This window comes from Exiguobacterium sp. HVEsp1, assembly GCF_002009685.1.
GTDB classification, from domain to species: domain Bacteria; phylum Bacillota; class Bacilli; order Exiguobacteriales; family Exiguobacteriaceae; genus Exiguobacterium; species Exiguobacterium profundum.
Map to the genome: position 1 here is coordinate 468,266 of NZ_KV917367.1, position 20,771 is coordinate 489,036.

The 20,771-nt window shown below is 46.2% G+C and carries 19 protein-coding genes; 12 read left to right on the forward strand and 7 right to left on the reverse strand.

The window, feature by feature from the left end; translation table 11 throughout:
- Positions 1-73: 73 nt before the first annotated feature.
- Both BV910_RS02495 and BV910_RS02500 read left to right on the forward strand, forming a co-directional pair.
- A complete protein-coding gene (locus BV910_RS02495) occupies positions 74-454 on the forward strand; it encodes a hypothetical protein (RefSeq protein ID WP_143404745.1) in 381 nt (126 codons plus the stop codon).
- Positions 455-480: 26 nt separating this feature from the next.
- Positions 481-1,224 (forward strand): endonuclease/exonuclease/phosphatase family protein, encoded by a 744-nt coding sequence (locus BV910_RS02500; protein ID WP_078146228.1) that lies wholly within the window; start codon positions 481-483, stop codon positions 1,222-1,224.
- 31 nt (positions 1,225-1,255) lie between these two features.
- Here BV910_RS02500 and BV910_RS02505 read toward each other — a convergent pair whose 3' ends face one another.
- A complete protein-coding gene (locus BV910_RS02505; RefSeq protein ID WP_078146229.1) occupies positions 1,256-1,591 on the reverse strand; it encodes a hypothetical protein in 336 nt (111 codons plus the stop codon).
- Between the two features lie 412 nt (positions 1,592-2,003).
- Here BV910_RS02505 and glmS point away from each other — a divergent pair, with 412 nt between their 5' ends.
- The 6 genes from glmS to BV910_RS02540 all read left to right on the forward strand — a co-directional run bounded on the left by glmS (position 2,004) and on the right by BV910_RS02540 (position 9,451).
- Positions 2,004-3,800, forward strand: a complete 1,797-nt coding sequence (glmS, locus tag BV910_RS02515) for a glutamine--fructose-6-phosphate transaminase (isomerizing) (RefSeq protein WP_078146231.1) — start codon at positions 2,004-2,006, stop codon at positions 3,798-3,800.
- 144 nt (positions 3,801-3,944) lie between these two features.
- On the forward strand, positions 3,945-4,214 hold the full coding sequence (locus BV910_RS02520; RefSeq protein ID WP_078146232.1) for a PTS sugar transporter subunit IIB: 270 nt from the start codon (positions 3,945-3,947) through the stop codon (positions 4,212-4,214).
- Complete coding sequence (locus BV910_RS02525) at positions 4,204-6,234, forward strand: BglG family transcription antiterminator (protein WP_168169829.1); 2,031 nt, start codon at positions 4,204-4,206, stop codon at positions 6,232-6,234. The genes BV910_RS02520 and BV910_RS02525 overlap by 11 nt, the downstream gene beginning before the upstream one ends.
- Before the next feature lie 167 nt (positions 6,235-6,401).
- A complete protein-coding gene (locus tag BV910_RS02530; RefSeq protein ID WP_078146234.1) occupies positions 6,402-7,823 on the forward strand; it encodes a PTS mannitol transporter subunit IIBC in 1,422 nt (473 codons plus the stop codon).
- A 47-nt stretch (positions 7,824-7,870) separates the two neighbouring features.
- A complete protein-coding gene (locus BV910_RS02535) occupies positions 7,871-8,302 on the forward strand; it encodes a PTS mannitol transporter subunit IIA (RefSeq protein ID WP_078146235.1) in 432 nt (143 codons plus the stop codon).
- The gene (locus tag BV910_RS02540; protein WP_078146236.1) at positions 8,303-9,451 is read left to right on the forward strand and encodes a mannitol-1-phosphate 5-dehydrogenase; all 1,149 of its coding nucleotides are present in this window, start codon (positions 8,303-8,305) and stop codon (positions 9,449-9,451) included.
- A 37-nt stretch (positions 9,452-9,488) separates the two neighbouring features.
- Here the strand turns inward: BV910_RS02540 and BV910_RS02545 are convergent, their stop codons facing one another.
- A complete protein-coding gene (locus BV910_RS02545) occupies positions 9,489-11,837 on the reverse strand; it encodes a bifunctional diguanylate cyclase/phosphodiesterase (protein ID WP_078146237.1) in 2,349 nt (782 codons plus the stop codon).
- 139 nt (positions 11,838-11,976) lie between these two features.
- On the opposite strand from BV910_RS02545, the gene BV910_RS02550 reads away from it, so the two are divergent.
- Entirely contained in the window at positions 11,977-12,804 is an 828-nt protein-coding gene (locus tag BV910_RS02550; RefSeq protein WP_240499777.1) for a CPBP family intramembrane glutamic endopeptidase, read from the forward strand.
- 18 nt (positions 12,805-12,822) lie between these two features.
- Positions 12,823-13,353 (forward strand): GNAT family N-acetyltransferase, encoded by a 531-nt coding sequence (locus BV910_RS02555; RefSeq protein WP_240499778.1) that lies wholly within the window; start codon positions 12,823-12,825, stop codon positions 13,351-13,353.
- Positions 13,354-13,373: 20 nt separating this feature from the next.
- Here the strand turns inward: BV910_RS02555 and BV910_RS02560 are convergent, their stop codons facing one another.
- From BV910_RS02560 to BV910_RS02570, 3 genes are all read right to left on the reverse strand, one after another.
- Entirely contained in the window at positions 13,374-14,876 is a 1,503-nt protein-coding gene (locus tag BV910_RS02560; RefSeq protein ID WP_078146240.1) for an N-acetylmuramoyl-L-alanine amidase family protein, read from the reverse strand.
- A gap of 172 nt (positions 14,877-15,048) precedes the next feature.
- On the reverse strand, positions 15,049-15,249 hold the full coding sequence (locus BV910_RS02565; RefSeq protein WP_078146241.1) for a hypothetical protein: 201 nt from the start codon (positions 15,247-15,249) through the stop codon (positions 15,049-15,051).
- 66 nt (positions 15,250-15,315) lie between these two features.
- A complete protein-coding gene (locus BV910_RS02570) occupies positions 15,316-15,999 on the reverse strand; it encodes a hypothetical protein (RefSeq protein WP_078146242.1) in 684 nt (227 codons plus the stop codon).
- Between the two features lie 249 nt (positions 16,000-16,248).
- Between BV910_RS02570 and BV910_RS02575 the strand changes: the two genes are divergently transcribed.
- A complete protein-coding gene (locus tag BV910_RS02575; RefSeq protein ID WP_078146243.1) occupies positions 16,249-17,511 on the forward strand; it encodes a tetratricopeptide repeat protein in 1,263 nt (420 codons plus the stop codon).
- Between the two features lie 51 nt (positions 17,512-17,562).
- Here BV910_RS02575 and BV910_RS02580 read toward each other — a convergent pair whose 3' ends face one another.
- Both BV910_RS02580 and BV910_RS02585 read right to left on the reverse strand, forming a co-directional pair.
- On the reverse strand, positions 17,563-17,880 hold the full coding sequence (locus BV910_RS02580; protein ID WP_078146244.1) for a hypothetical protein: 318 nt from the start codon (positions 17,878-17,880) through the stop codon (positions 17,563-17,565).
- A 197-nt stretch (positions 17,881-18,077) separates the two neighbouring features.
- Positions 18,078-19,919: an ATP-binding protein gene (locus BV910_RS02585; protein ID WP_078146245.1), complete on the reverse strand. Its 1,842-nt coding sequence runs from the start codon at positions 19,917-19,919 to the stop codon at positions 18,078-18,080.
- A gap of 237 nt (positions 19,920-20,156) precedes the next feature.
- On the opposite strand from BV910_RS02585, the gene BV910_RS02590 reads away from it, so the two are divergent.
- On the forward strand, positions 20,157-20,762 hold the full coding sequence (locus BV910_RS02590; protein WP_078146246.1) for a flavin reductase family protein: 606 nt from the start codon (positions 20,157-20,159) through the stop codon (positions 20,760-20,762).
- The last annotated feature ends 9 nt before the right edge of the window (positions 20,763-20,771 follow it).

Here is a 20,771-nt window from a genome sequence, read left to right on the forward strand (position 1 = left end):
GATGAGAGAGCTTGTCAGAGTGGAAACTGAAAAGAATGGAGTCTTCACTTTTCTGTCGTGGATGATCTGTATTGTGCTGTTTGTTGCGACTGAAAAAGGATGGGTGTCAGCAGGAACTGTTCTTTTGATTGGTCAATTTGCGGGTCTATTTGCGATTAAAAAATCTTGGAAGAAAGAAACGATTCAATTGAAGTATTTAACGAATCGAGACGCCAAACGTCACATACACTTGATGTCGATTTTTAATTTTTTGACGTTCCCGATTTTGCTCATCCTCATGTTCGGATGGGTAACGAAACAAATTGAGACACCTTACTTTATTGGGTTGATGGTCACTGGAGGTGTCATATCCGTCATCGGTCATAAATGGTACGAGCGATATATGGTTCGTCTTGATGAGAACTACGTCACGGAACGTGAATTAAGAGAAGAACAAAAATGGGGGGGCGCGTGACTCACTCGAGAAAGTAGGAAGATGAAGTGAGGATTGCGACATATAATATTTGGAATCATGACACGTCATGGCAAAAACGAATCGATGCGATTTGCCAAGAAGTGAAACGAATCGACGCGGATTTGATTGCACTGCAAGAAGTCCGTTCTTATGAAAAAGGCAGTGTAGCTCATGATATTGCGGAAGCAACGGGTTATCCGTTTTGCGTCTTTCATCCTTACCCCGACTCACCGGACGAAGGACTCGCTTTTTTGAGTAATATTCCTTTGTCTTCAGTTGAAGCGATTTGGGCAGAGGATGTGGAAGAGTCAAACTATTGTGCGACTCGAGTGACGCTTACGTTCGGCGGTCAGGAATGGGGCATCACGAATGTGCATCTGAACTGGCACTCTTCTTCGATTCGAGAATGCCAGATGAAAGTGGTACGAGACTGGTTAAGCAAGGGGCGCCAAAAGGCGATTGAAGTGTTGTGTGGAGATTTCAATGATCATCCTCGATCGAATATCTATGATGATGTATCAGATGCAGGGTGGCTGGACGTGACGACGTTTGTTGGCGAAGAGGCACGCCCGACGTTAGACGTAAAGCACAATCCGTACCTACAATCTTCTCATCTCGAGCAGCCTGAACGATATGATTGGATTCTGGTACGTTCGGAATGTAGTGAACTCGAGGTTCAGCATATCGATATATTCGGCGACATGCGGACGAGTAGGGATGTTGTACCGAGTGATCATTACGGTGTGATGGTTGACTTCACCCTGAATTAAAAAGGAGGATGTGCGATTGCGCATCCTCTTTTTATTTGAATAATCGAGCGATGAACCCCACACATGCCGCAAAGGGAAGAAGGAGAAGAAGTCCGAGCCATTGATTGCGCCAAACGACAAACCAGAAAGCGGCTTGCAGACATAGGATGCCGACTGCGGCAAAAATCACGAAAAAGAATGCTTTCTTACGGGTGGAGCGGTCACCCCACCATTCCTTGAAATAAGGGAAACTGCAGAGAAAAGCCATAGCCATAAAGAAAATCGCAGGAAACAACATGACATCCCCTAACGTGCTATTGCCTTCAAATTCGAGCCACCTGGATAAGACGGATAACAGAATGCCGATCAATAGGAAGATTCCACCCATGTGTTTCCCCTCGTTTCTTTACTCGTTACTTGTATCATGCCCGTTCTCTCCCTACTCGAAAACCTGATGGATTGATGGCTTTTTAGTGAAAGTGGTGACTTTTACATGAACGGTAAAAAAGTATTTAGCGACTACTTTAACAATTTCTCTATCCAACACGCCTTGTACTCGATAGCATGAAAGCGTATCTGGAGAAACGGCTAGATATGAAGTGGAAGCGCCAGAACTCTGCGGAGTTGACGAGGACGAAGGTGATCGAGATTTCGGCGGATGCCTTCCAGTCGCGTGTCACGACTGAGAGAGTCTTGATAAAACGTTCGGGTGACCGGGCGGACAAAACGAGACTTGATGACATCACTCAAAAAAGCCCGTTTCCTTTTTCGAGAAATCGAAGAATAGAGGAGATTTGTTTATGTGTGGAATCGTAGGAATGATTGGACAAGTTGGAACGAAAGAGATTTTATTGAAAGGGCTTGAAAAGCTCGAGTATCGTGGCTATGATTCAGCAGGAATTGCCTTAGTCGGTGAAAACGTTCGTACGTTCAAAGAAGTGGGACGGATTCAAGCACTCCGTGACATTGTACCGGCTGATGCTGAAGGAACAATCGGAATCGGCCACACACGTTGGGCGACACACGGGGTACCGAGCGTGCCGAACGCCCACCCGCATCAGAGCACGACAGGACGTTTCACGCTCGTGCACAACGGCGTGATCGAGAACGACGAACAATTGAAAGCCACGCTCGACGTCCCGTTCCTTTCGGAGACGGACACGGAAGTCATCGTCCAGCTCATGGAGAAACACTTCGTCGAGCTCGGCGACGTCGAGGCGGCGTTCCGCAAGACGCTCTCGGACCTCCACGGTTCGTATGCGATCGCGATGATCGACTCAGAGGACAAAGAGCGCCTCTATATCGGGAAGAACAAGTCACCGCTCCTCGTCGGAATCGGTGACGGCACGTTCAACGTCGTCGCATCAGACGCGATGGCGATGCTCCAGGTGACAGATCAGTACCTCGAGCTCCACGATGGTGAGATCGTCATCCTCACACGTGAGTCGGCGACGATCAAGACGCTCGACGGCGAAGTACTCGAGCGTGCACCATACACGGCCGAGATTGATGCGTCAGACATCGAGAAGGGCACGTACGCGCACTACATGTTGAAAGAGATGGACGAGCAGCCGGCCGTCATCCGCAACATCATCCAGCATTACCAGAACGAGAACGGTGAGATCGAACTCACGGAAGGCGTGCGTGAGCTCGTGTCAGAAGCGGACCGGATCTATATCGTCGCATGTGGGACGAGCTATAACGCGGGACTCGTCGGAAAAGACATTTTAGAACGCATCGCCGGCATTCCGACAGAAGTGCACGTTTCTTCTGAATTTGGCTATAATATGCCGCTCTTAAGTGAACGTCCGTTGTTCGTCTTCTTATCACAATCCGGTGAGACGGCGGACAGCCGTGCCGTGCTCGTCGAAGTGAAGAAACGCGGATACAAAGCGCTCACCATGACGAATGTACCGGGATCGACGCTCTCACGCGAAGCGAATGAGACGATGCTCCTCCATGCAGGACCAGAGATCGCGGTCGCCTCGACGAAAGCGTACACGGCGCAAATCGCCGTTCTCGCGATTCTCGCATATGACATCGCCCGTGCGACAGGGAAAGAATTGCCGTTTGATCTCATGCCGGAGCTCGCCCGTGTCGCGACCATCATGGACTCCATCATGGCGCAAAAAGAGTTATTCGAAGACCTTGCGGAACATTATTTGAAGACGACACCGAACACGTTCTTTATCGGTCGTGGACTTGACGCTTCTGTCTGTCTCGAAGGAGCGCTCAAAGTAAAAGAGATTTCGTATATCCAAGCGGAAGGGTACCCAGGTGGGGAACTGAAGCACGGATCAATCGCCTTGATCGAAGGCGGGACACCGGTCATCGCGCTCATCTCACAACCGAAGACGAACTTGAATATTCGTGGAAATGTTAAAGAGGTCGTCGCCCGTGGCGCGAACGCCTGTATCATTTCGATGCAAGGCGTGGAACATGAGAATGATGACTTCATCTTGCCGCACGTCGAGCCACTCTTGGCACCGCTCATTAACGTCTTACCGGTTCAGTTGATGGCATATTATGCGGCGCTCGCCCGCGGCTGTGACGTCGACAAGCCACGGAACTTGGCGAAATCGGTGACGGTCGAATAAACTGAACATAGTGTAAGGCACCTTTCTTCAGGAGAGGTGCTTTTTACTACTTGCCGATATCTTTGCCAACAAGCAAAATAGTAAGATAAGTAAGCGGTTCCAACTTATGATTAGATAAAGATAAGCGACGAAAGAAGGGCTGACATGAACGTATACATTGCTTGCCATAGCGGATTTGTGACGAGTGCGATGGCGGCGAAGTTGTTCGCACAGGCAAGCGAGGGGCGCTTGTCTTGTACGATTACGCACGGAACGATTCAAAACATCCCGAATGAGGTGGATTTGATTCTCTATCAGGAAGGGGCGACCCCGGTCACCCATCCGACCGCATGTGTCCGGTCAGTCCGACAACTCCTGTCGCTCGAGGAATACCGACTACTTGTAGAAGAATGGATGGATGAGCATGAGACATGAGTGGACCACGAGAGAACGGTCGATTTTACTACACTTATTAGCAACTGAGACATCGGCACCGCTCGCCGAAATCGCGCAAGCAGTGAATTTGTCTGAGCGCACGATTCAACGAGAACGACAATTACTTGAAGGCATCTTAAAAGAGTTCGAACTCGAACTCGCTTGGCAACGCGGTCATGGACTGAGCCTGGTCGGCAAACCATCTGCGAAGCAACAGTTACGAGAAGACCTCATCTTATCCGCAGAAGCGATCCCGACGAGCGAGGACCGCTTATTTGAGCTGGCGTGGCGTCTCTTGTTCGAGAACGATACGCTTAAATTGCAGGCGGTCGCCAAACAGATGCACGTCTCGCCGAGTACGTTGACACAAGACCTAGAGAAATTGGATCGATGGTTCGAAGAGTATCATTTAGAAGTTGAACGGAAAAAAGGTGTTGGGGCTAGAGTGCTCGGTTATGAGTCCGAGAAGCGTAAGCTACTCATCAACGCTCTGCTTGCCCACTGGGACACGCTCGCATTTTATCGCTTCGTCCGTGGAGAAGACGACTACATTCCTGCTTTTTTAAAGATGGTACCATGCGAGGAGATGCTTGAAGGTCTTCGAGACGGTTATGATTATTTGAAATCCCTTTCGTTTGAGCGGATGGACGACCGCACCATCATGCGAGTCACGTTCGCTTACGGCGTGCAACAAGAGCGGTTAGCGTCTGGATTCTTTTTAGAGATGTATACGAAAGGACGGTCCGAGGACTATCTGAAAGTCGCCACCGATATGGAAGCGGCTCTCGGTATCACTTACTCGATGGCGGAACGCGTCTGGTTCGCGGAAGAGGCGAATCGTCTGCGCTCAATTAAAGATCAAATGAAAGAAGACGAGGAAGAACGCTGGATCATGCAGATTCGGGTGCATAAACTGATTCATCACGTCTCGCTCATCTACGGGTTTACCTTTACGGATGACGCGGCTCTCGAACGAGGACTGCTTGCTCACATCCTCTCGAGTATGAATACGCAGGCGCTACCAGAGACGAGTACGGTCAAGCCCCACATCGACCGCGACTATCCGGGACTTCGTTCGGCGATTCAACAGGCCGCCGACATCGTCTTTGGGACGAATACGTTCTCCGAAGAAGAAACGGTTTTTTGGGCGATGCACTTTGCGGCAGCACTCGTCAAACCGGTGCGCCGCCGCGAATATCGGGCGCTCGTCATCTGTTCGGCCGGACTCGGTTCGTCGAAGATGCTCGTCAATCGGGTACGCCAAGAGTTCCCAGAGATGCAAGACGTCGTCAACTCATCACTTTTCGGACTCGAGCAGCACCGACTTGAGGAATATGATGTCATCTTGTCGACGGTGCCATTACCACCACTCTCGGTACCGACATTGATTGTCAATCCGTTGTTGACGAGTGAAGAAGTACAGCGCGTCCGTCATCTTTTACTATCTTTACCGCAATCCTTTCAGACACTCGCAACGAAGCCGCGTTCAACGATGCTTGATTTCGCAGAACTCGGGGAATTGGTCGAGACGTTCGAACGGATGGATGACCAGTTCGATTTGGTCACGCTCAATAATACGGATCGTTTAGAAGATATCTTGCTTGATATCGGTACACATTTAGAAGAACGTGACCTCGTACAAAGCGGAATTCAGCTCTCTGCCCAACTGCTTCGTCGTCACGAGGTCGCGGGCCTTGGGGTGCCTGGTACGAAACTGGCGTTATTCCACGGACGACATGCCTCGATTGAGAAGGCGAGTGTGTTTGCGTTTGATTTAACGACATCGATCCCACTCCTTATGATGGATCAGTCGACCGAACCGGTGACACGTCTGCTTGTCTTGCTGGCACCGGAAGAAGCACGTGACGTCGAGCTTCAGTTCCTAAGTGCGATCAGCGGGTCGCTCATTGAGAGCGAGGAGCATATGCGTCTTTATAGCACGGGAACGAAAGAAGATCTTCGTTTACTCCTACACGAATGCATGAAGAAAATGATTCATGAGACGTTGTACGAAAAATGACCGAACCATGGTCATTTTTTTGTTTGGCACAAAATGTTGCCAAAGTGTGAACTGGATTGAATTGAGAAAGCGCTTACTCCAGGCATACAATACAGGTGTAGAGCACAAACCGGTTAGCTACACTACACATTCAACCTTTCACATTTAAACGACTGGAGGTTTTATACATGGCGAATACGCAAGCAAGCTCGGGCGGGGTCCGAGTCAAAGTACAACGGTTCGGTAGTTTCCTCAGTGGGATGGTCATGCCGAACATCGGCGCCTTCATTGCCTGGGGGATTATCACAGCACTCTTCATTCCAACAGGATGGTGGCCAAACGAAAAATTAGCAGAACTCGTTGGTCCAACAATCACGTATCTCTTACCATTACTCATCGGTTTCACTGGTGGTAAATTACTTCATGACGTACGAGGCGGTGTCGTCGGGGCACTCGCCACGATGGGGGTCATCGTCGGTACCGACATTCCGATGTTCCTCGGTGCGATGATCATGGGTCCACTCGGTGGTTATGTCATCCGCCAAGTCGACCGTGCCCTTGAAGGCAAAGTTAAAGCGGGATTTGAAATGCTCGTCAACAACTTCTCAGTTGGAATCATCGGTGGTCTTCTCATGCTTGGAGGATTTGAAATCTTCGGTCCGATCATGAGCGCCCTCGATAAAGTGATGGCGGCAGGTGTTGACTGGATCGTCGGCGCGAAATTGCTTCCGGTCGCAAGTCTGTTCATCGAACCAGCAAAAGTTCTCTTCTTGAACAACGCCATCAACCACGGGATCTTGAGCCCGCTTGGTGTCGATCAAGTCGCAGACGCTGGAAAGTCCGTTCTCTTCTTACTTGAAGCTAACCCAGGACCAGGTCTTGGATTACTTCTCGCATACATGTTCTTTGCTAAAGGTGCAGCGAAACGTACGGCACCGGGTGCAGCCATCATTCATTTCCTTGGTGGGATTCACGAGATTTACTTCCCATATGTGTTGATGAAGCCAATCTTGATCCTTGCGATGATCGCAGGGGGCGCAACAGGGATCTTCACGTTCGTACTCTTTGATGTCGGTCTCGTCGCACCGGCTTCACCAGGTAGTATCTTCGCCATTCTCGCGATGGCATCACGCGGTTCATATCTCGGACTCGTGGCAGGGATTCTCTTGTCAGCAGCGGTCACGTTCGCTGTGGCGAGTGTCATCTTGAAATCGAGCGCAGCAGAGGAAGTATCACTCGAAGAAGCGACACAAAACGTGAGTGCGATGAAAGGCAAGCAGTCTTACGCATCGGCTCTCGTGACAGATCGTCTTGATAAAGTCGACCATATCATCTTCGCTTGTGACGCTGGGATGGGATCGAGTGCCATGGGAGCATCGGTTCTTCGGAACAAGGTCAACAAAGCGAACTTGCCAATCAAAGTGACGAACACGTCCATCAGCAACTTGCCGAAAGGTGCTCAGTTTGTCATCACACACGAAGATTTGACGGAGCGCGCGGAAGCGCAAGCGCCGAATGCGATTCATCGTTCGGTCACGAACTTCTTGAACGCCGATTACTATGACCAATTAGTAGAAGAAATTAAAGCGGAACGTAGCAAAATTTCTTGAACTCAGAACAGATAGAGACACGGTTTAGCCATTAGGAGGAAATTAAAATGCCATTCATTCAAACAGAGATGATTCGACTTAACCAAACATTCGCTACGACAGAGGAAGCAATCACAGCAGCCGGAGCCGTCCTACAAGACGCCGGCTGTGTGACGCCGGAGTATGTAGAAGCGATGCATGAACGTCAAGAGATCGCAAACGTCTATATCGGAAATCACGTCGCCATTCCACACGGTACAGAAGCAGCGAAATCAGCGGTTCAGAAGACGGGGATCTCGTTCCTGCAAGTACCAGACGGGGTCGACTTTGGGGGTCAAACGGCCAAACTCGTCATCGGAATTGCAGGCGTGAATGATGAACATTTAGAGCTCCTATCGCAAATCGCGATTCTCTGCTCAGACGAAAGCAATGTAGAGCGCCTTGTTCAGGCGAAAACGAAGGAAGAAATCTTGGCGCTCTTTATGGAAGAGGTGGCGTAAATGAAAGCTGTTCACTTTGGGGCAGGAAACATCGGACGAGGCTTTATCGGATTATTGCTCAACCAAAGCGGTTACGAGGTGACGTTTGTCGACATCAATGATACGGTCATCGAAGCGCTTGAGGCAAAACGTCATTATGAGGTCGGGTTCGCAGAAGACGGCGTCGATCGTATCGTCGTCGACCGTGTTCGCGGTGTCAACAGTTTAAAAGAACCGGCTCGTGTCGTGGAATTGATTGCAGAAGCAGATCTCGTGACGACGGCTGTCGGACCGTCACTCCTCTCAAAAGTGGCACCCTTGATCAGTGAAGGACTTCGTGCTCGTGAAGTCGAGGATGCACCGGTCTATGTCATCGCATGTGAGAACATGATTGGTGGGAGTGCAATTCTTCGCCAAAAAGTAGAGGCGTGTGGTGGTGTCGGGGAGGCGAATGTCTTCTTCCCGAACGCAGCAGTCGACCGCATCGTCCCGCTACAACAACATGAGGATCCGCTTTACGTGGAAGTCGAGACGTTCCATGAATGGGTCATCGAGACACAAGGGCTCAACGAACAACCACCGATTCAAGGTGTGACATGGGTTGAAGAAATCGGACCGTATATCGAACGAAAATTATTCACGGTCAATACGGGACATGCCATCGCCTCTTATATCGGCTCGTTGTTCGGGAAGGCAACGATTGACGAGGCGCTGAAGGATCGTCGCGTCCGTCAAGTCGTCCAAGGCGCATTATATGAGACAGGTTGGTTATTGCTTGAGAAATACGGATTCGAGGCGAAAGAGCATAGCCAATACATTCAAAAAATCATCAAGCGCTTTGAAAATCCGAAACTGAAGGATGAAGTGTCACGCGTGGCGCGTTCGCCGATTCGCAAACTTGGACCGAGCGACCGTCTCGTCAAACCGGCACGCGAATTGATGGATAACGGCATCGAGCCAAACGAACTCGCTTACGGGATTGCAGCAGCCCTTCATTACTACAACCCGGAGGACTCGGAATCGTCGGAGCTGAATTTGTCGATCGAAGAACACGGCATCTCGTCAACGATTGAAAAATACCTTCATCTTCATGAAGGGGACACGTTGACTCAGTTGATTCTTGATCAATATCATTTGATTCGGGAAGAAGAAAAAGAACGTGTGTCTTAATCAAAAATCGCTTCTGTCACCTGACAGAAGCGATTTTTTAGTGTTTCCCGAATTCGAGATAGGTCGTTGTTTGTTTTACGTGAAGTGGAACGTCTGTCTCAGACAACGGAAGACTGAAGTAGTAGCCTTGTACGTAGTCACATGATTCCTTGAGTAACCATTCGAGTTGAGCGGATGTTTCCACACCTTCCATGAGAACTTTCATACCAAGGTTGTGACCGAGTTGAATCATCGAGCGGACGATGGCCTCTTGATTGCGGTCGGTGAACAGGTTCTCGATAAACGACCGATCGATTTTCAGCACTTGCACAGGAAGTTCCCGAAGTTGGCTGAAAGAAGAATAGCCGGTCCCAAAATCATCGAGAGAAATGAGGATTCCGAGCTGATGCAACTGTGTCAGTTTTTCACGAGTCGAGGCCTCATATGAAAGCATCGAGGACTCGGTCACTTCCAATTCGAGATACATCGGGTCCATCCCCGTCTCCAAAAGAATGGATTGTAGCGTATCAACAAAGTCTTCGCGCGCAAATTGGAGCGGGGAAACGTTAAGGGATAATGTAAAGGGACGTATCCCAGTTCGTTGCCAACGCACCCAAGCGCGACAACCTTCCCGAATGACCCAATGACCAATCGAATGAATTAACCCCGTGTTTTCCGCAATCGGGATGAAGTCAGATGGCGCAACCTTTCCGATTTGTGGATGTTGCCATCGAAGTAACGCTTCCGCGCCTTCTAATCGATTCCGCTTCAAATCGATTTTCGGTTGATAGACAAGTGTCAGTTCGTTTTTACTTAGTGCGGTGACGAGTGCTTTTTCTATCTCGATATTGCGCAAGAGTTGAGGTCGTGATGATTCTTCGAATAATTTGATATTATTCTCTCCATCTTGTCTGGATTCATCAGCGGCAAGACGAGAAAATTGAATAAGTTCTTCGGAAGAAGCACTATCCTTAGGGAAATGACTGATTCCCGCACTCATCGTCAATTCAAGAGTCGTGCCATCCACGTCGAAGCTGGATGAAATCGCCTTAATACATTTTTCAGCCTTTTGATGAGCGAGCGAACTGCGTTGCGCAAATAGTAAAATGACAAACTCGGATGGTCCGATTCGTGTCAATACATCGTCTGGGTGAATCGTATGTTTGAGGCGGTCAGCGACTTGAATGATCAACTCATCTGCTCCGTGATGCCCGAGAATGTCACTTAGGAAACGCCAGCGGTTTACGTCGATGTATAAACAGGCGACCGAACGTTCTTGTGAGATACATTCCTTCAAGAGGGCATCCAGTTTATGCCGATTTGGTAAGTCCGTCAATGCATCGTGAAAAGCCATATGTTCAATCAGACGCTGAGAGGCGACTGCTTCGGTCACATCTCGGATGAACCAGAGTACTTGATTGTTTGAACCATCTTGAAGTGGATAAGACGTCACTTCTAACGTACGATGATTCGTGTCAATTTGTACCGGCTGATAGAACGGCTGTTGAGCCGACAGCAAAGGATGATAATCCTGAAAAAAGGGTTCTGTCGCATGTCCCTCGAATAAGTGAGCGAACGCTTGATTTTGATATTGGATTTCACCATCGCTTGTCGTCGTCACTACAGCATCCGTTGTCGATTCTAAAATCGTCGTTTGAAAGAGGTCACGTTTTTGGATTTGTCGTTCTAACGTATACGCAATAAAGTACATTCCGAATAAGAGAAACACGATGCTCGTGACTAACCATGCGAGTAGGGTCGGATCAATCGGAACCTGCCTGGCGGGTGAAGCATCAGGAATGATAGTCGTTGCCCGCATTCCAGCAAGGTGCATACTGAAAATAGCTGTCCCCATCAGAAGGGAGAACATCAGTTTCACGGAAAAAGCGAAATGCTGCGTAGAGTAGGATGAAAAGAAGCCTACCCATAAGGCGAGAAAGGAAGCGCTCCATGCGATACCAATTGAAATCAATACCCATAAGGGATCAAAGTCTAATTGAACACTTTGTATAGCGGTCATCCCGATATAATGCATGCTGACGATTCCAAATCCCATCAAACCGGAAGATTGCAGTAAGGACATCCATGTCGTCTTGCGAGAAATCAAACCGAACGACAGGATGCACCCGACAATCGCCGGAATCATTGATCCGATAATGAGCCAAATCGAATAGGTGCTCTCATGTAAGGACGCATGACCGAGCATGGCCACAAAATGCATGGACCAGATGCCAAGACCTAGCGTGGTACCACCAAATAAAATCCAAGTACGATGAGACGTTGTCACACCTCCTGTGACCCGCTTCGCTAATTCGAGTGCCATCAAGGCTGAAACGCTAGCAATGAGAAAAGCGAGTATCATCAAAAATCCATTGTGACTTGTTGTATGCGTGCTAATCTGTTCCATAGTGTCGATACCTCATAGGGTTATTTAATCCATTCATCACTTCATTATATGCCGAACAATTATAATTACATACAAAAAGATTCAAATGCTATTCTTCCAATCAAATAACGGGTACTACATTGCTGAAGGGGTGCTGATTATGTATAAAAACAAATACATCAACTTGTTCTTATTGGTCTCATTCGGCTACTCATGGCTTATATGGGGAAGTTTGTACTGGTGGACCGATTTACCAATCATGGTCATCGTTATTTTAGGGGCGTTTGGTCCAAGCATTGCAGGGTTTCTCACGATGTATCGACTTCGGGGCGGGGAAGGGGTGACACATCTTCTTCGGAAAAGCATTCAGTTCCAGATGAGTTGGAAGGCGTATGCGATTCCACTTTTGTTGGTACCGTTCTTATTTCTCGTAGCGTATTGGTGGACGGATCGAAGCGGTGCCCTACTCGTTCGCGAACCGTGGTGGGTCGTCCCATACTTTCTCTATATGCTAGTTCTCGGAGGGACGTTGCAGGAAGAGTATGGATGGCGCGGCTATTTGCTGGACGCCTTACAAGCAAGACTCTCTCCACTTCTAGCTAGCCTGTCACTCGGGGTCCTTTGGGCGATGTGGCATATTCCTCTCTTCTTCATGGCTGGAACAGGACAGGCGAATTTGTCATTTTGGGCGTACGGCTTAGCCGTGATGGCATATACGATCATCATGACTTGGGTATACAACGGTTCGTCGCGCAATTTATGGTCGGCCTTTCTCATGCATACGATGTTCAACGTAATGTTCGTGATGGTCGGGTTCGAAGCGGAAAGTGGTTATCCAATCGGGTTTATTCATTTGACAATCACATTATGGACCGCTGCGATTTTAGTCATTTGGAAAACGTACGGTAAATTGAATTATGAGCCGCTCGAAGAAATGATTCCCTCGTACCCGAGTGTTACGCAACGAATTCGTGAGGGTAAAGAGTAAAACAAAAAAGAAAAGGGAGTGGCCGTCTTGAATTTTCGTGCACTCGAACAATCAGACGTGAAATCCTTGCAGCGCTTATTTATGGAGAGTTTGAGTGACTTGATTCGACGAGAGCGGTTTGAAGATGCCGATTTGCTCGATGAAGAAGTGGCGCGTCTGAACACGACGATTCAAGATCATTTCGATGATGACACCGTTGATCTGTACGTTGTAGAAGAGCACGGAATCCTTGTCGGAGCAGGGGCGTTATTACCTCCGAATGATATCATCTCAGGCAACATACAAATTGAGCGTGATGCGATTGAGCTAGGGAGTGTCTATGTGTCACCACGAATGCAGCAGCGAGGTGTCGGACAATTCCTGTTAGAAGAGATGATGCGTGAAATTTCGGTTCGAGGGAAGAAGGTCTTTTATTTAGATGCCGGATTCCCGAGCGCACAAGCCTATTGGCAGAAACGATTGGGTGAGCCGTCTCATATCCTCGAACATTATTGGGGACCTGGGGCATCCCATATGATTTGGCAAGTCCATATCAAAAAAGGAACTTAGCTGAGTGCTAAGTTCCTTTTTTAGTAATAAAATCGCATGAATTGATGAATGCCGGATGCCGTTGCTTCAGCCATTCGTTGACGATATGTCGTACTCGTTAAATGTGAGCGGTCGCTTGAATTACTGATGAATCCATATTCGACAAGGGTAGAAGGTGAAACGTTACGTCCAACCACGTAAACGTTCTGATATTTGACCCCACGGTTTTGAATCGTGGAAATTCGTGAAGCAATTTCTTTATTGATACTTGAGCCGAGACTACGGCTGGCGGAAACGTAAGGGTTTGTCGTATAACTTTCTGACGTCGGGACGAGTACCTCGTGTCCATGTGCCGTGTTATAAACGGAAGAGTTCGCATGAAGACTGACGAACACATCCCCTTTATAAGACTTGTTGAGTGACACACGCTGTTCAAGGGAGAGATATGTATCGTTCGAACGAGTCAATTTAACGTTGTAGTCATAGGTGCTCGATAAGATGCCAGCTAGACGTTTCGCGATATCAAGTGCAATCACTTTCTCATAAACAGAGCCATAGACAGCGCCAGGATCGTTTCCACCATGACCTGCGTCGATGACGACCGTTTTACCGGTTCCGTTTGTATCCGTTGGTGTCGTAACAGTCGTAGGTTTCAAGTACTCGGATGCTACATACCCGGTTTTGCCGTTGTATGTGACTTTATACCACGAGTCATAACGGCTGACATATTTGACGACTGATCCAGCTGGAATGACGGTCAAGACATCGCTCCATGAAGCGGCGCTAAGACGCATATTCAAGTTCACGGTCGTTTTATAATAAGAAGACGGGGTTACGGGAGCTGTCGTCGCCGTTAAGTAGTCAGAAGAAACATAACCGGTTTTTCCATTATAGGTGACCTTAAACCATGATCCATAACGGCTCACATATTTGACAGTCGCACCCGATGGAATCGTCGTGACGATGGAACTCCATGAAGCGGCGCTGAGACGCAGGTTCAGGTTGGCAGTCGTCTTATAGTAGTCCGAAGGTGGGACTGGGTCACTCGTAGGTGTTAAATAAGCAGAAGCGACATAGCCCGTCTTTCCATTGAACGTCACTTTATACCATGACCCATAACGACTGACATACTTCACGGTCGCGTCGGCAGGGATCACGGTGACCACATCACTCCATGAAGCAGCGGTGAGGCGCATATTTAATCGGTCTGTTGTCTTATAGTAAGCAGAAGTGTTCGAGACCGAAACATATTGAGAAGCGACATAGCCTGTTTTGCCTCCATAACTGACTTTGTACCACGAACCGTATGTACTAATATACGTGACGCTTGAGCCAGATGGGATTGTCAAGAGGACTGGGCTCCAAGTAGCTGCGCTGAGGCGAAGATTTAAGTTGGCGGTAGTGGTATAGGTCGAGGCGGCTTCGGCGACAGTCGATTGAATGCCGGAAGAATCCAATTGGAACGGGACAATCGCTGTCCCGGATATTGCAAGTGAAGAACTAAGTAACAGCTTTAAACTCCATGACGGTTTTGTTTCATTCAATGTTCAAACTCCTTTACTCATTAAACTGGTGACAAGGGCGGCGTATGAGAGTGCATCTAGGTTGTCCCTGTTTATTATATAAGTAAAAAGGAAAAAATGGAGGGAAATATATAATTCATTTACCTTTTTTCTTAAATAAAAAAGACGCCCGAGGCGTCTTGAGCAAATCAGTTTATACGATGCGTGGCATACCTTCATTATTAAAGGTTGCTGGAACGTCGATTTGTACAATGCGTGGTCTTTCTTCAGCATTTATAGTAATCGGTTCTTCGATTTTTACGATACGTGGTCTTTCTTCCGCAAAAGGTTTGAATGAACTTCCGAGTAAAAGGACTGCAGTTGTAATAAAGAAAAATCCAGCTAACTTTTTCATGTTTAATTCCTCCGTTGTATAATGATTTATATGGAAAAAAATTAATACCAATTTTGATCAAGCAACTTACATGTCATCTGAGGATTTTAAAAGCTGGTAGATGTCTTCAGACTGTTCTTTAACAGAATCGAATAAGTTCCCTGAGTAGGTCTCAGGTAAACTCGGTTCGAAAATAGTCACTTTATCAGAGTCGTTTATCATCAAAGTAGCTAAGATCGGAACTTTCACAGTCTGACTTAATAGGGTACTACAAAGTGGAGTACAAACTTTTTGTAGTTGCTCTAATGAGTTAGGTTGCCAACATACAGAGGCTTCAGGAAGAATATATAAAATGTGACCTTCGCTCAATAGCGTTTCACATTGTTTAGATAACAAATCGGAATCCTGTTCAACGTTGATAAATTCATAATCATGAAGTTGTGCTTCATAAGAAGTTTTGCTACTTCTTTTTAAAATTGACAACGATAATTCTGGACCTAAAATGTAAAGCTTTTTAAAGGAACGGTTTGCTTTTAACGTCTTTGAAATTAGTTTCGGAAGACGTTGGTAGTAATCGATTTGAAATGCGTTTACAATGAAGCCTTTAGTAGAAGATAATAACTGTGTCAAATTTTCTAAGCCTTCGAAATGATTTAAGTCATCTTTCGAATATGAATGGTCTACTACCGCAGACGGTTTAGAAGATTTCGACTTAAAGTAGATTTTCGGTTTAATATAATCTTCAGCGAGTAAAAAACTAAGTTTCCCCATGTATACCATCCACCTCCTACAAACTGTTCATCTTAATTGAAAAAAGTAGAACTAAAGTCCAAATCACTATTGATTGACTAGTTAAATCTTATCATGATTAATTGTGATGATGGATAAGTTTGGGTTGGGAAACTTTTGTTTAATATGCTTAATTAAGTTGAGGATTATAGGCTGAATTTCCTGAAAGTACTTCACATGAATAAATTATGAGTGAAGTTCGAAAATGGGGCAAAGGGGCTACTACTAATAATGGAGTACAACTATGGGAATTTAATTAGAGTAGAGCGCTTGCGAAAAAATATGAAACAATCCGTGTTAGCAAGAGGGATCTGTTCAATTTCTTATTTGAGCAAAATTGAAAATAATCAAACATCTGCTAGTGAGGAAGTCCTAGAACTTCTTTTCGAGCGTCTTGAAATTGAAGTACCCCTATATCATGACTTTAGTTACCAATCAGAAAAAGTTATTAAAGAAATAAGAGAGATTTTGAAAGAAGCAATCCTTACTCGAAAAGATCGTGACAAACAAGAGCAAGTCAAAAAATATATGAATCATCCTACGGTTAAACAATCCAAATCGGTGTATATGACTCTCATGGTCACATTGGCCCGTTTTGGAGTAATGCCAGGGGGGGATTCGAAATATGTAACGGAAGTAGGTTGGATTGAAGATCAACTTTCTGCTGATGATCGCATTCGATATTACACAGTGAAAGCACTTCAATATTTTCAGGAAAATGAAAAAGAACTATCATACAAATTAATCGAAGAAGTAACAAATAAATTACCTCATTCAGGAATACCTGATTGGGAGGCTGCAGATATTCGTTACATTACGGGCGCGTTATATTTCCGATTTACCGACAATATACAAGCTCTTGAAAATCTTCAAGCTTCATTAAAATATTTTCAAGAAAATTTTTGTTTGGAGCGAATGATAGAGTGTCATATGTTGATTGGACTAACTTATAAACGACGAAAACGATATGCAGATGCTCTCTCTTACAATCAAAAAGCTTTAAAAGTCGCCAATGCAACTGATTTAAGAAACTATTATGGAATGCTCTATAACAATATAGGAGAAATCTATTCGTTATTAGGAGAACAAGATAAGGCACTTACGTACTTCATGGAAAGTTTTGAATACAAAGTGGATATTAGAAGTAAGCTATTTAGTGTGTTATCACTGGTAGAGGTAAATGCAAAACAGGAAAATGAACAAGGTGTCTTAGATTGGTTAGAAACAGGCCACGAATTGATGCAACAACATGAAGCGGTCGAAGAATTCAATCAGCACTTTAATATCTATTGGAATCACTTTAAGGATAAGAACTCTCAAAAGCTTATGGAGAGCCTAAAAAGTGCCGTGACTTATTTTGAAGATCACGATGAGTACGTATACGCAAAAAAATATGCCCTTTGGTTAGCGAAAGAGCTAAGGGAGAATGGGAAATACAAGCAAGCAACAGACTATTACGAAAAAGTAATTTCAATCATGTCACAAGCAGAATGACGCTCGAAGAGAGCGTCATTTTTTATGGGATAAGTACTTCTTCGAGTCATTTTATGGTGTCGTGAAATAATGCACAGTCCACACTTGTTCTTGGACGAGGCGTTCGTCTTCTATATGACCGTTAAGGACCTGCTGTAATAGGTGAATCAAATGTTTTTGAAGATTCGCATCATGTGAACCACTATGCAAAATTTCCTCTTCGCTCGCAATAATGTAAAATCCACCAAGGCGTAATGGCACGTGCTTCCGAATCAAAGCAGCGGCAGATTGAAACTTCGCTTGCTCCCCCATGTGAGGTACGTCAATCTCAAAACGTCCCAATTGATTAAAATCTCCAATCTCTGAAAAAGGCGGGTCACGATGATCCAATGGCAAGTCCTCCGATCCTAGCAATCTCTTTATAATCAGTATATCTTGTTTTTGGCTTAAAACGTGTAAAAATAAATGGATAGGGTATCCTACATCCACGAAAATGCATCGGTTTCTTTCCTTTCTATATATTGTCAAAGGATTCCTTCCAAATTAGGCAAAAAAGAGTCAAAAATAACACGGTCGACATGACCGTGTTATTGCATGATGTGCTCTTTTGAGGTTGGTAGTTCACAGATGAATGTACTGCCCTCTCCATATATCGATTCGACATGGAGTTGACCCTCATGCGCTTTGGCAATTTCTTTACAAATTGCGAGACCGAGTCCGGTACCACCGATTTTTCGACGGTCCGAATTATCGACTCGATAAAATTTACCGAAGAGATGAGGGAGTGAGGCACTTGGTATTCCCATACCATGGTCTCTTACTTTCATCACGACCTCTTCATCTACGCGTTCGAGCGATACAAGGATATTCCCGCCATCTGGCGAATATTTGATGGCGTTACTTAATAGGTTGCCGAGCAATTGACGCATCCCTTCTAAGTCCGCATCAATAATGAAATCTTGTTCGGTATCGGTGTCGATGAACAGCTCATGTCGGTCCGTCGTTTCCTGATAAAACGCGACACTATCTGTGACGAGCTGATATAAGTCGACCGGTTCCCACTCGAACGCTTGTTTTCCAGACTCCATTTTTTGAAGATCTAAGAAATCGTTGACGAGATAGGAAAGGCGTTTCGCTTCATCGTGGATCGTCTTCAAATACAGTTCACGACGACTTTCCTTCAAATCACGTGACAGCATCAGCTCGGTAAATCCGTAAATCGAGGACAAAGGCGTCCGTAATTCATGCGAGACGGTCGAGACGAGTTCAGATTTCATCCGATCAATCTCCGTTTCGGCCGTGACGTCACGTAAGACGAGCATCGTTCCACGAAGTCTGCGGTCCCGATAGACGCTTTCAGCATAAAGTTGAATGAAGCAATCGCCTTGGTCGATTGAAATCGTCAGTCCGTCTTCCGGCGGGTCTTGTGTGAAGACGCGCTCGAAGTATCGGACAAACTGTTCATGCTGATCGACCCGTTCCGCCAGCTGTTCGATATCGATATCGATGGCAGAGAGTTCTTCGTATCCTTTGTAGTCGAAGTGTAAATCATCAAACATGCGGATGAAGGCGCGATTGCCGACGACCGTATCATCTTCATAGTTCACATACAAAATGGCTTCCCGTACAGAGTTGATGAGTTGCGCTGTTTCTTTTCGATCCTGCTGCATCTGACGATAAAGCTGCATGCGGAGAAGTGAGATGGCGAGTTGGCTTGCGAATGCGTTCAACTCCGATTTTTCACTGGCATCGTACTGTTCGTCGTAACGAGCCAAGTAAAGACAGCCAATCAGACTATTATCCGATGGGTCCATGATAGGAATGACCGTCTCATAGATATAATATGGATACGTGTGTAACGCATCGACGACCCGCTTAGAAGTGGCGGCCGGTAACTTTGAAATCATGACTCGTTTAAGCAAAAGGGAATCTTTCTTTAGACTTTCTTGTTGATCTTCGGTCATCTCTTTCGGTACGACAGACGTGATTTCTCCGTCTTTGGTGAGTAAGAGGGCACCGAACTCAGATTTTGTAAGCAACACAATCTTTTCAATGACAGAAGAGTAATCGAATAGTGATTCTTTCGAGGCCAATACTTCAATCAACTCATTGCGATATTGAAGATTGATTTCGTTTAATTTCGATTCGTTCAATACGTTTTCGAGCTTTTCTTTCTTCGCTTTCAGTCTGCTGTTCTGGTCGGCCATCCGTTTGATGAGCGGGCGTCCGATTAATAAGATGGCACTGATGAACATGACGAGCCCAATCATCCAAATCCATCGGAGAGCAGTGAGTTCGAGAGTGGAGACATTCCCATCTCGAACGAACCAGGCCCCAATCAAGGTCAAAACCAGACTGAATCCACAGACACTATATAAAATACTGAGTATTTGACGACTGTTCAATTGTTCAATCCACTTGCTGATCATTCGTTCTACTTCCTTCCTTGAACATAAAAAACGATAGGTCATCTTTTCCTTGCCCTGAATTCTATGAGACCGGGAAGGGAAAATGAAACAATTTGCTTATACGAAGTGTTTAAAATCATATACACATAATGCGATTTACCCAAAATACATGAAATGTACACGTGTCAACCTGCTTTGCGTTGACATTGTCTGATGAAGTGATTATTTTGAAGTTAAGATAAAAAGGAGTGTGAGTCTATGCTATCGATTGAACCTTCTGCTTTGACTGAACGAGACACATATAAATTTTTGATTGGCAGTATTGTTCCAAGACCGATTGCGTTTGTCACAACACAACATGGGGACGTGATTAATGCCGCCCCGTTTAGCTACTTCAATGTAGTCGCATCCAATCCTCCGCTCGTCTCTGTCTCGGTTCAACGAAAAGATGGCGTGATGAAAGACACGGCGCGTAACGCACTCCGTACGAATGAACTGGTGATTCATGTCGTAGATGAGACGAACGTCATCAACGTGAACGAAACGGCCGCCAACCTTGCGTCAGATGAGAGTGAGCTATCTCGTACGGACTTTACGCTTCAACCGAGTGATGTGATTTCAACGCCAGGGGTCAAAGAAGCGAAAATCCGTTTTGAATGTGTGCTCCATCATCACTTGCCGATTGAACATGACGGAAAAACGACTGCCGATCTATTGATTGCACGAATTGTCCGTTTTCATATTGATCGAGAGTTATACAGTCAAGGACGCATCGATGCCAAACGGCTAGCGCCTGTCAGTCGGATGGCGGGCAATAGTTATGCGACCCTTGGGGAACTATTTGATGTGAAGCGCCCAGAATAATCGATAAAC

Coding starts and splice junctions, on each gene's coding strand:
- BV910_RS02525 (WP_168169829.1), top strand. CDS start 4,204: ATGAGACATGAGTGGACCACGAGAGAACGGTCGATTTTACTACACTTA.
- BV910_RS02540 (WP_078146236.1), top strand. CDS start 8,303: ATGAAAGCTGTTCACTTTGGGGCAGGAAACATCGGACGAGGCTTTATC.
- BV910_RS02570 (WP_078146242.1), bottom strand. CDS start 15,999: ATGGGGAAACTTAGTTTTTTACTCGCTGAAGATTATATTAAACCGAAA.
- BV910_RS02545 (WP_078146237.1), bottom strand. CDS start 11,837: ATGGAACAGATTAGCACGCATACAACAAGTCACAATGGATTTTTGATG.
- BV910_RS02590 (WP_078146246.1), top strand. CDS start 20,157: ATGCTATCGATTGAACCTTCTGCTTTGACTGAACGAGACACATATAAA.
- BV910_RS02520 (WP_078146232.1), top strand. CDS start 3,945: ATGAACGTATACATTGCTTGCCATAGCGGATTTGTGACGAGTGCGATG.
- BV910_RS02505 (WP_078146229.1), bottom strand. CDS start 1,591: ATGGGTGGAATCTTCCTATTGATCGGCATTCTGTTATCCGTCTTATCC.
- BV910_RS02565 (WP_078146241.1), bottom strand. CDS start 15,249: ATGAAAAAGTTAGCTGGATTTTTCTTTATTACAACTGCAGTCCTTTTA.
- BV910_RS02550 (WP_240499777.1), top strand. CDS start 11,977: ATGTATAAAAACAAATACATCAACTTGTTCTTATTGGTCTCATTCGGC.
- BV910_RS02575 (WP_078146243.1), top strand. CDS start 16,249: ATGGAGTACAACTATGGGAATTTAATTAGAGTAGAGCGCTTGCGAAAA.
- BV910_RS02535 (WP_078146235.1), top strand. CDS start 7,871: ATGCCATTCATTCAAACAGAGATGATTCGACTTAACCAAACATTCGCT.
- BV910_RS02585 (WP_078146245.1), bottom strand. CDS start 19,919: ATGATCAGCAAGTGGATTGAACAATTGAACAGTCGTCAAATACTCAGT.
- BV910_RS02530 (WP_078146234.1), top strand. CDS start 6,402: ATGGCGAATACGCAAGCAAGCTCGGGCGGGGTCCGAGTCAAAGTACAA.
- glmS (WP_078146231.1), top strand. CDS start 2,004: ATGTGTGGAATCGTAGGAATGATTGGACAAGTTGGAACGAAAGAGATT.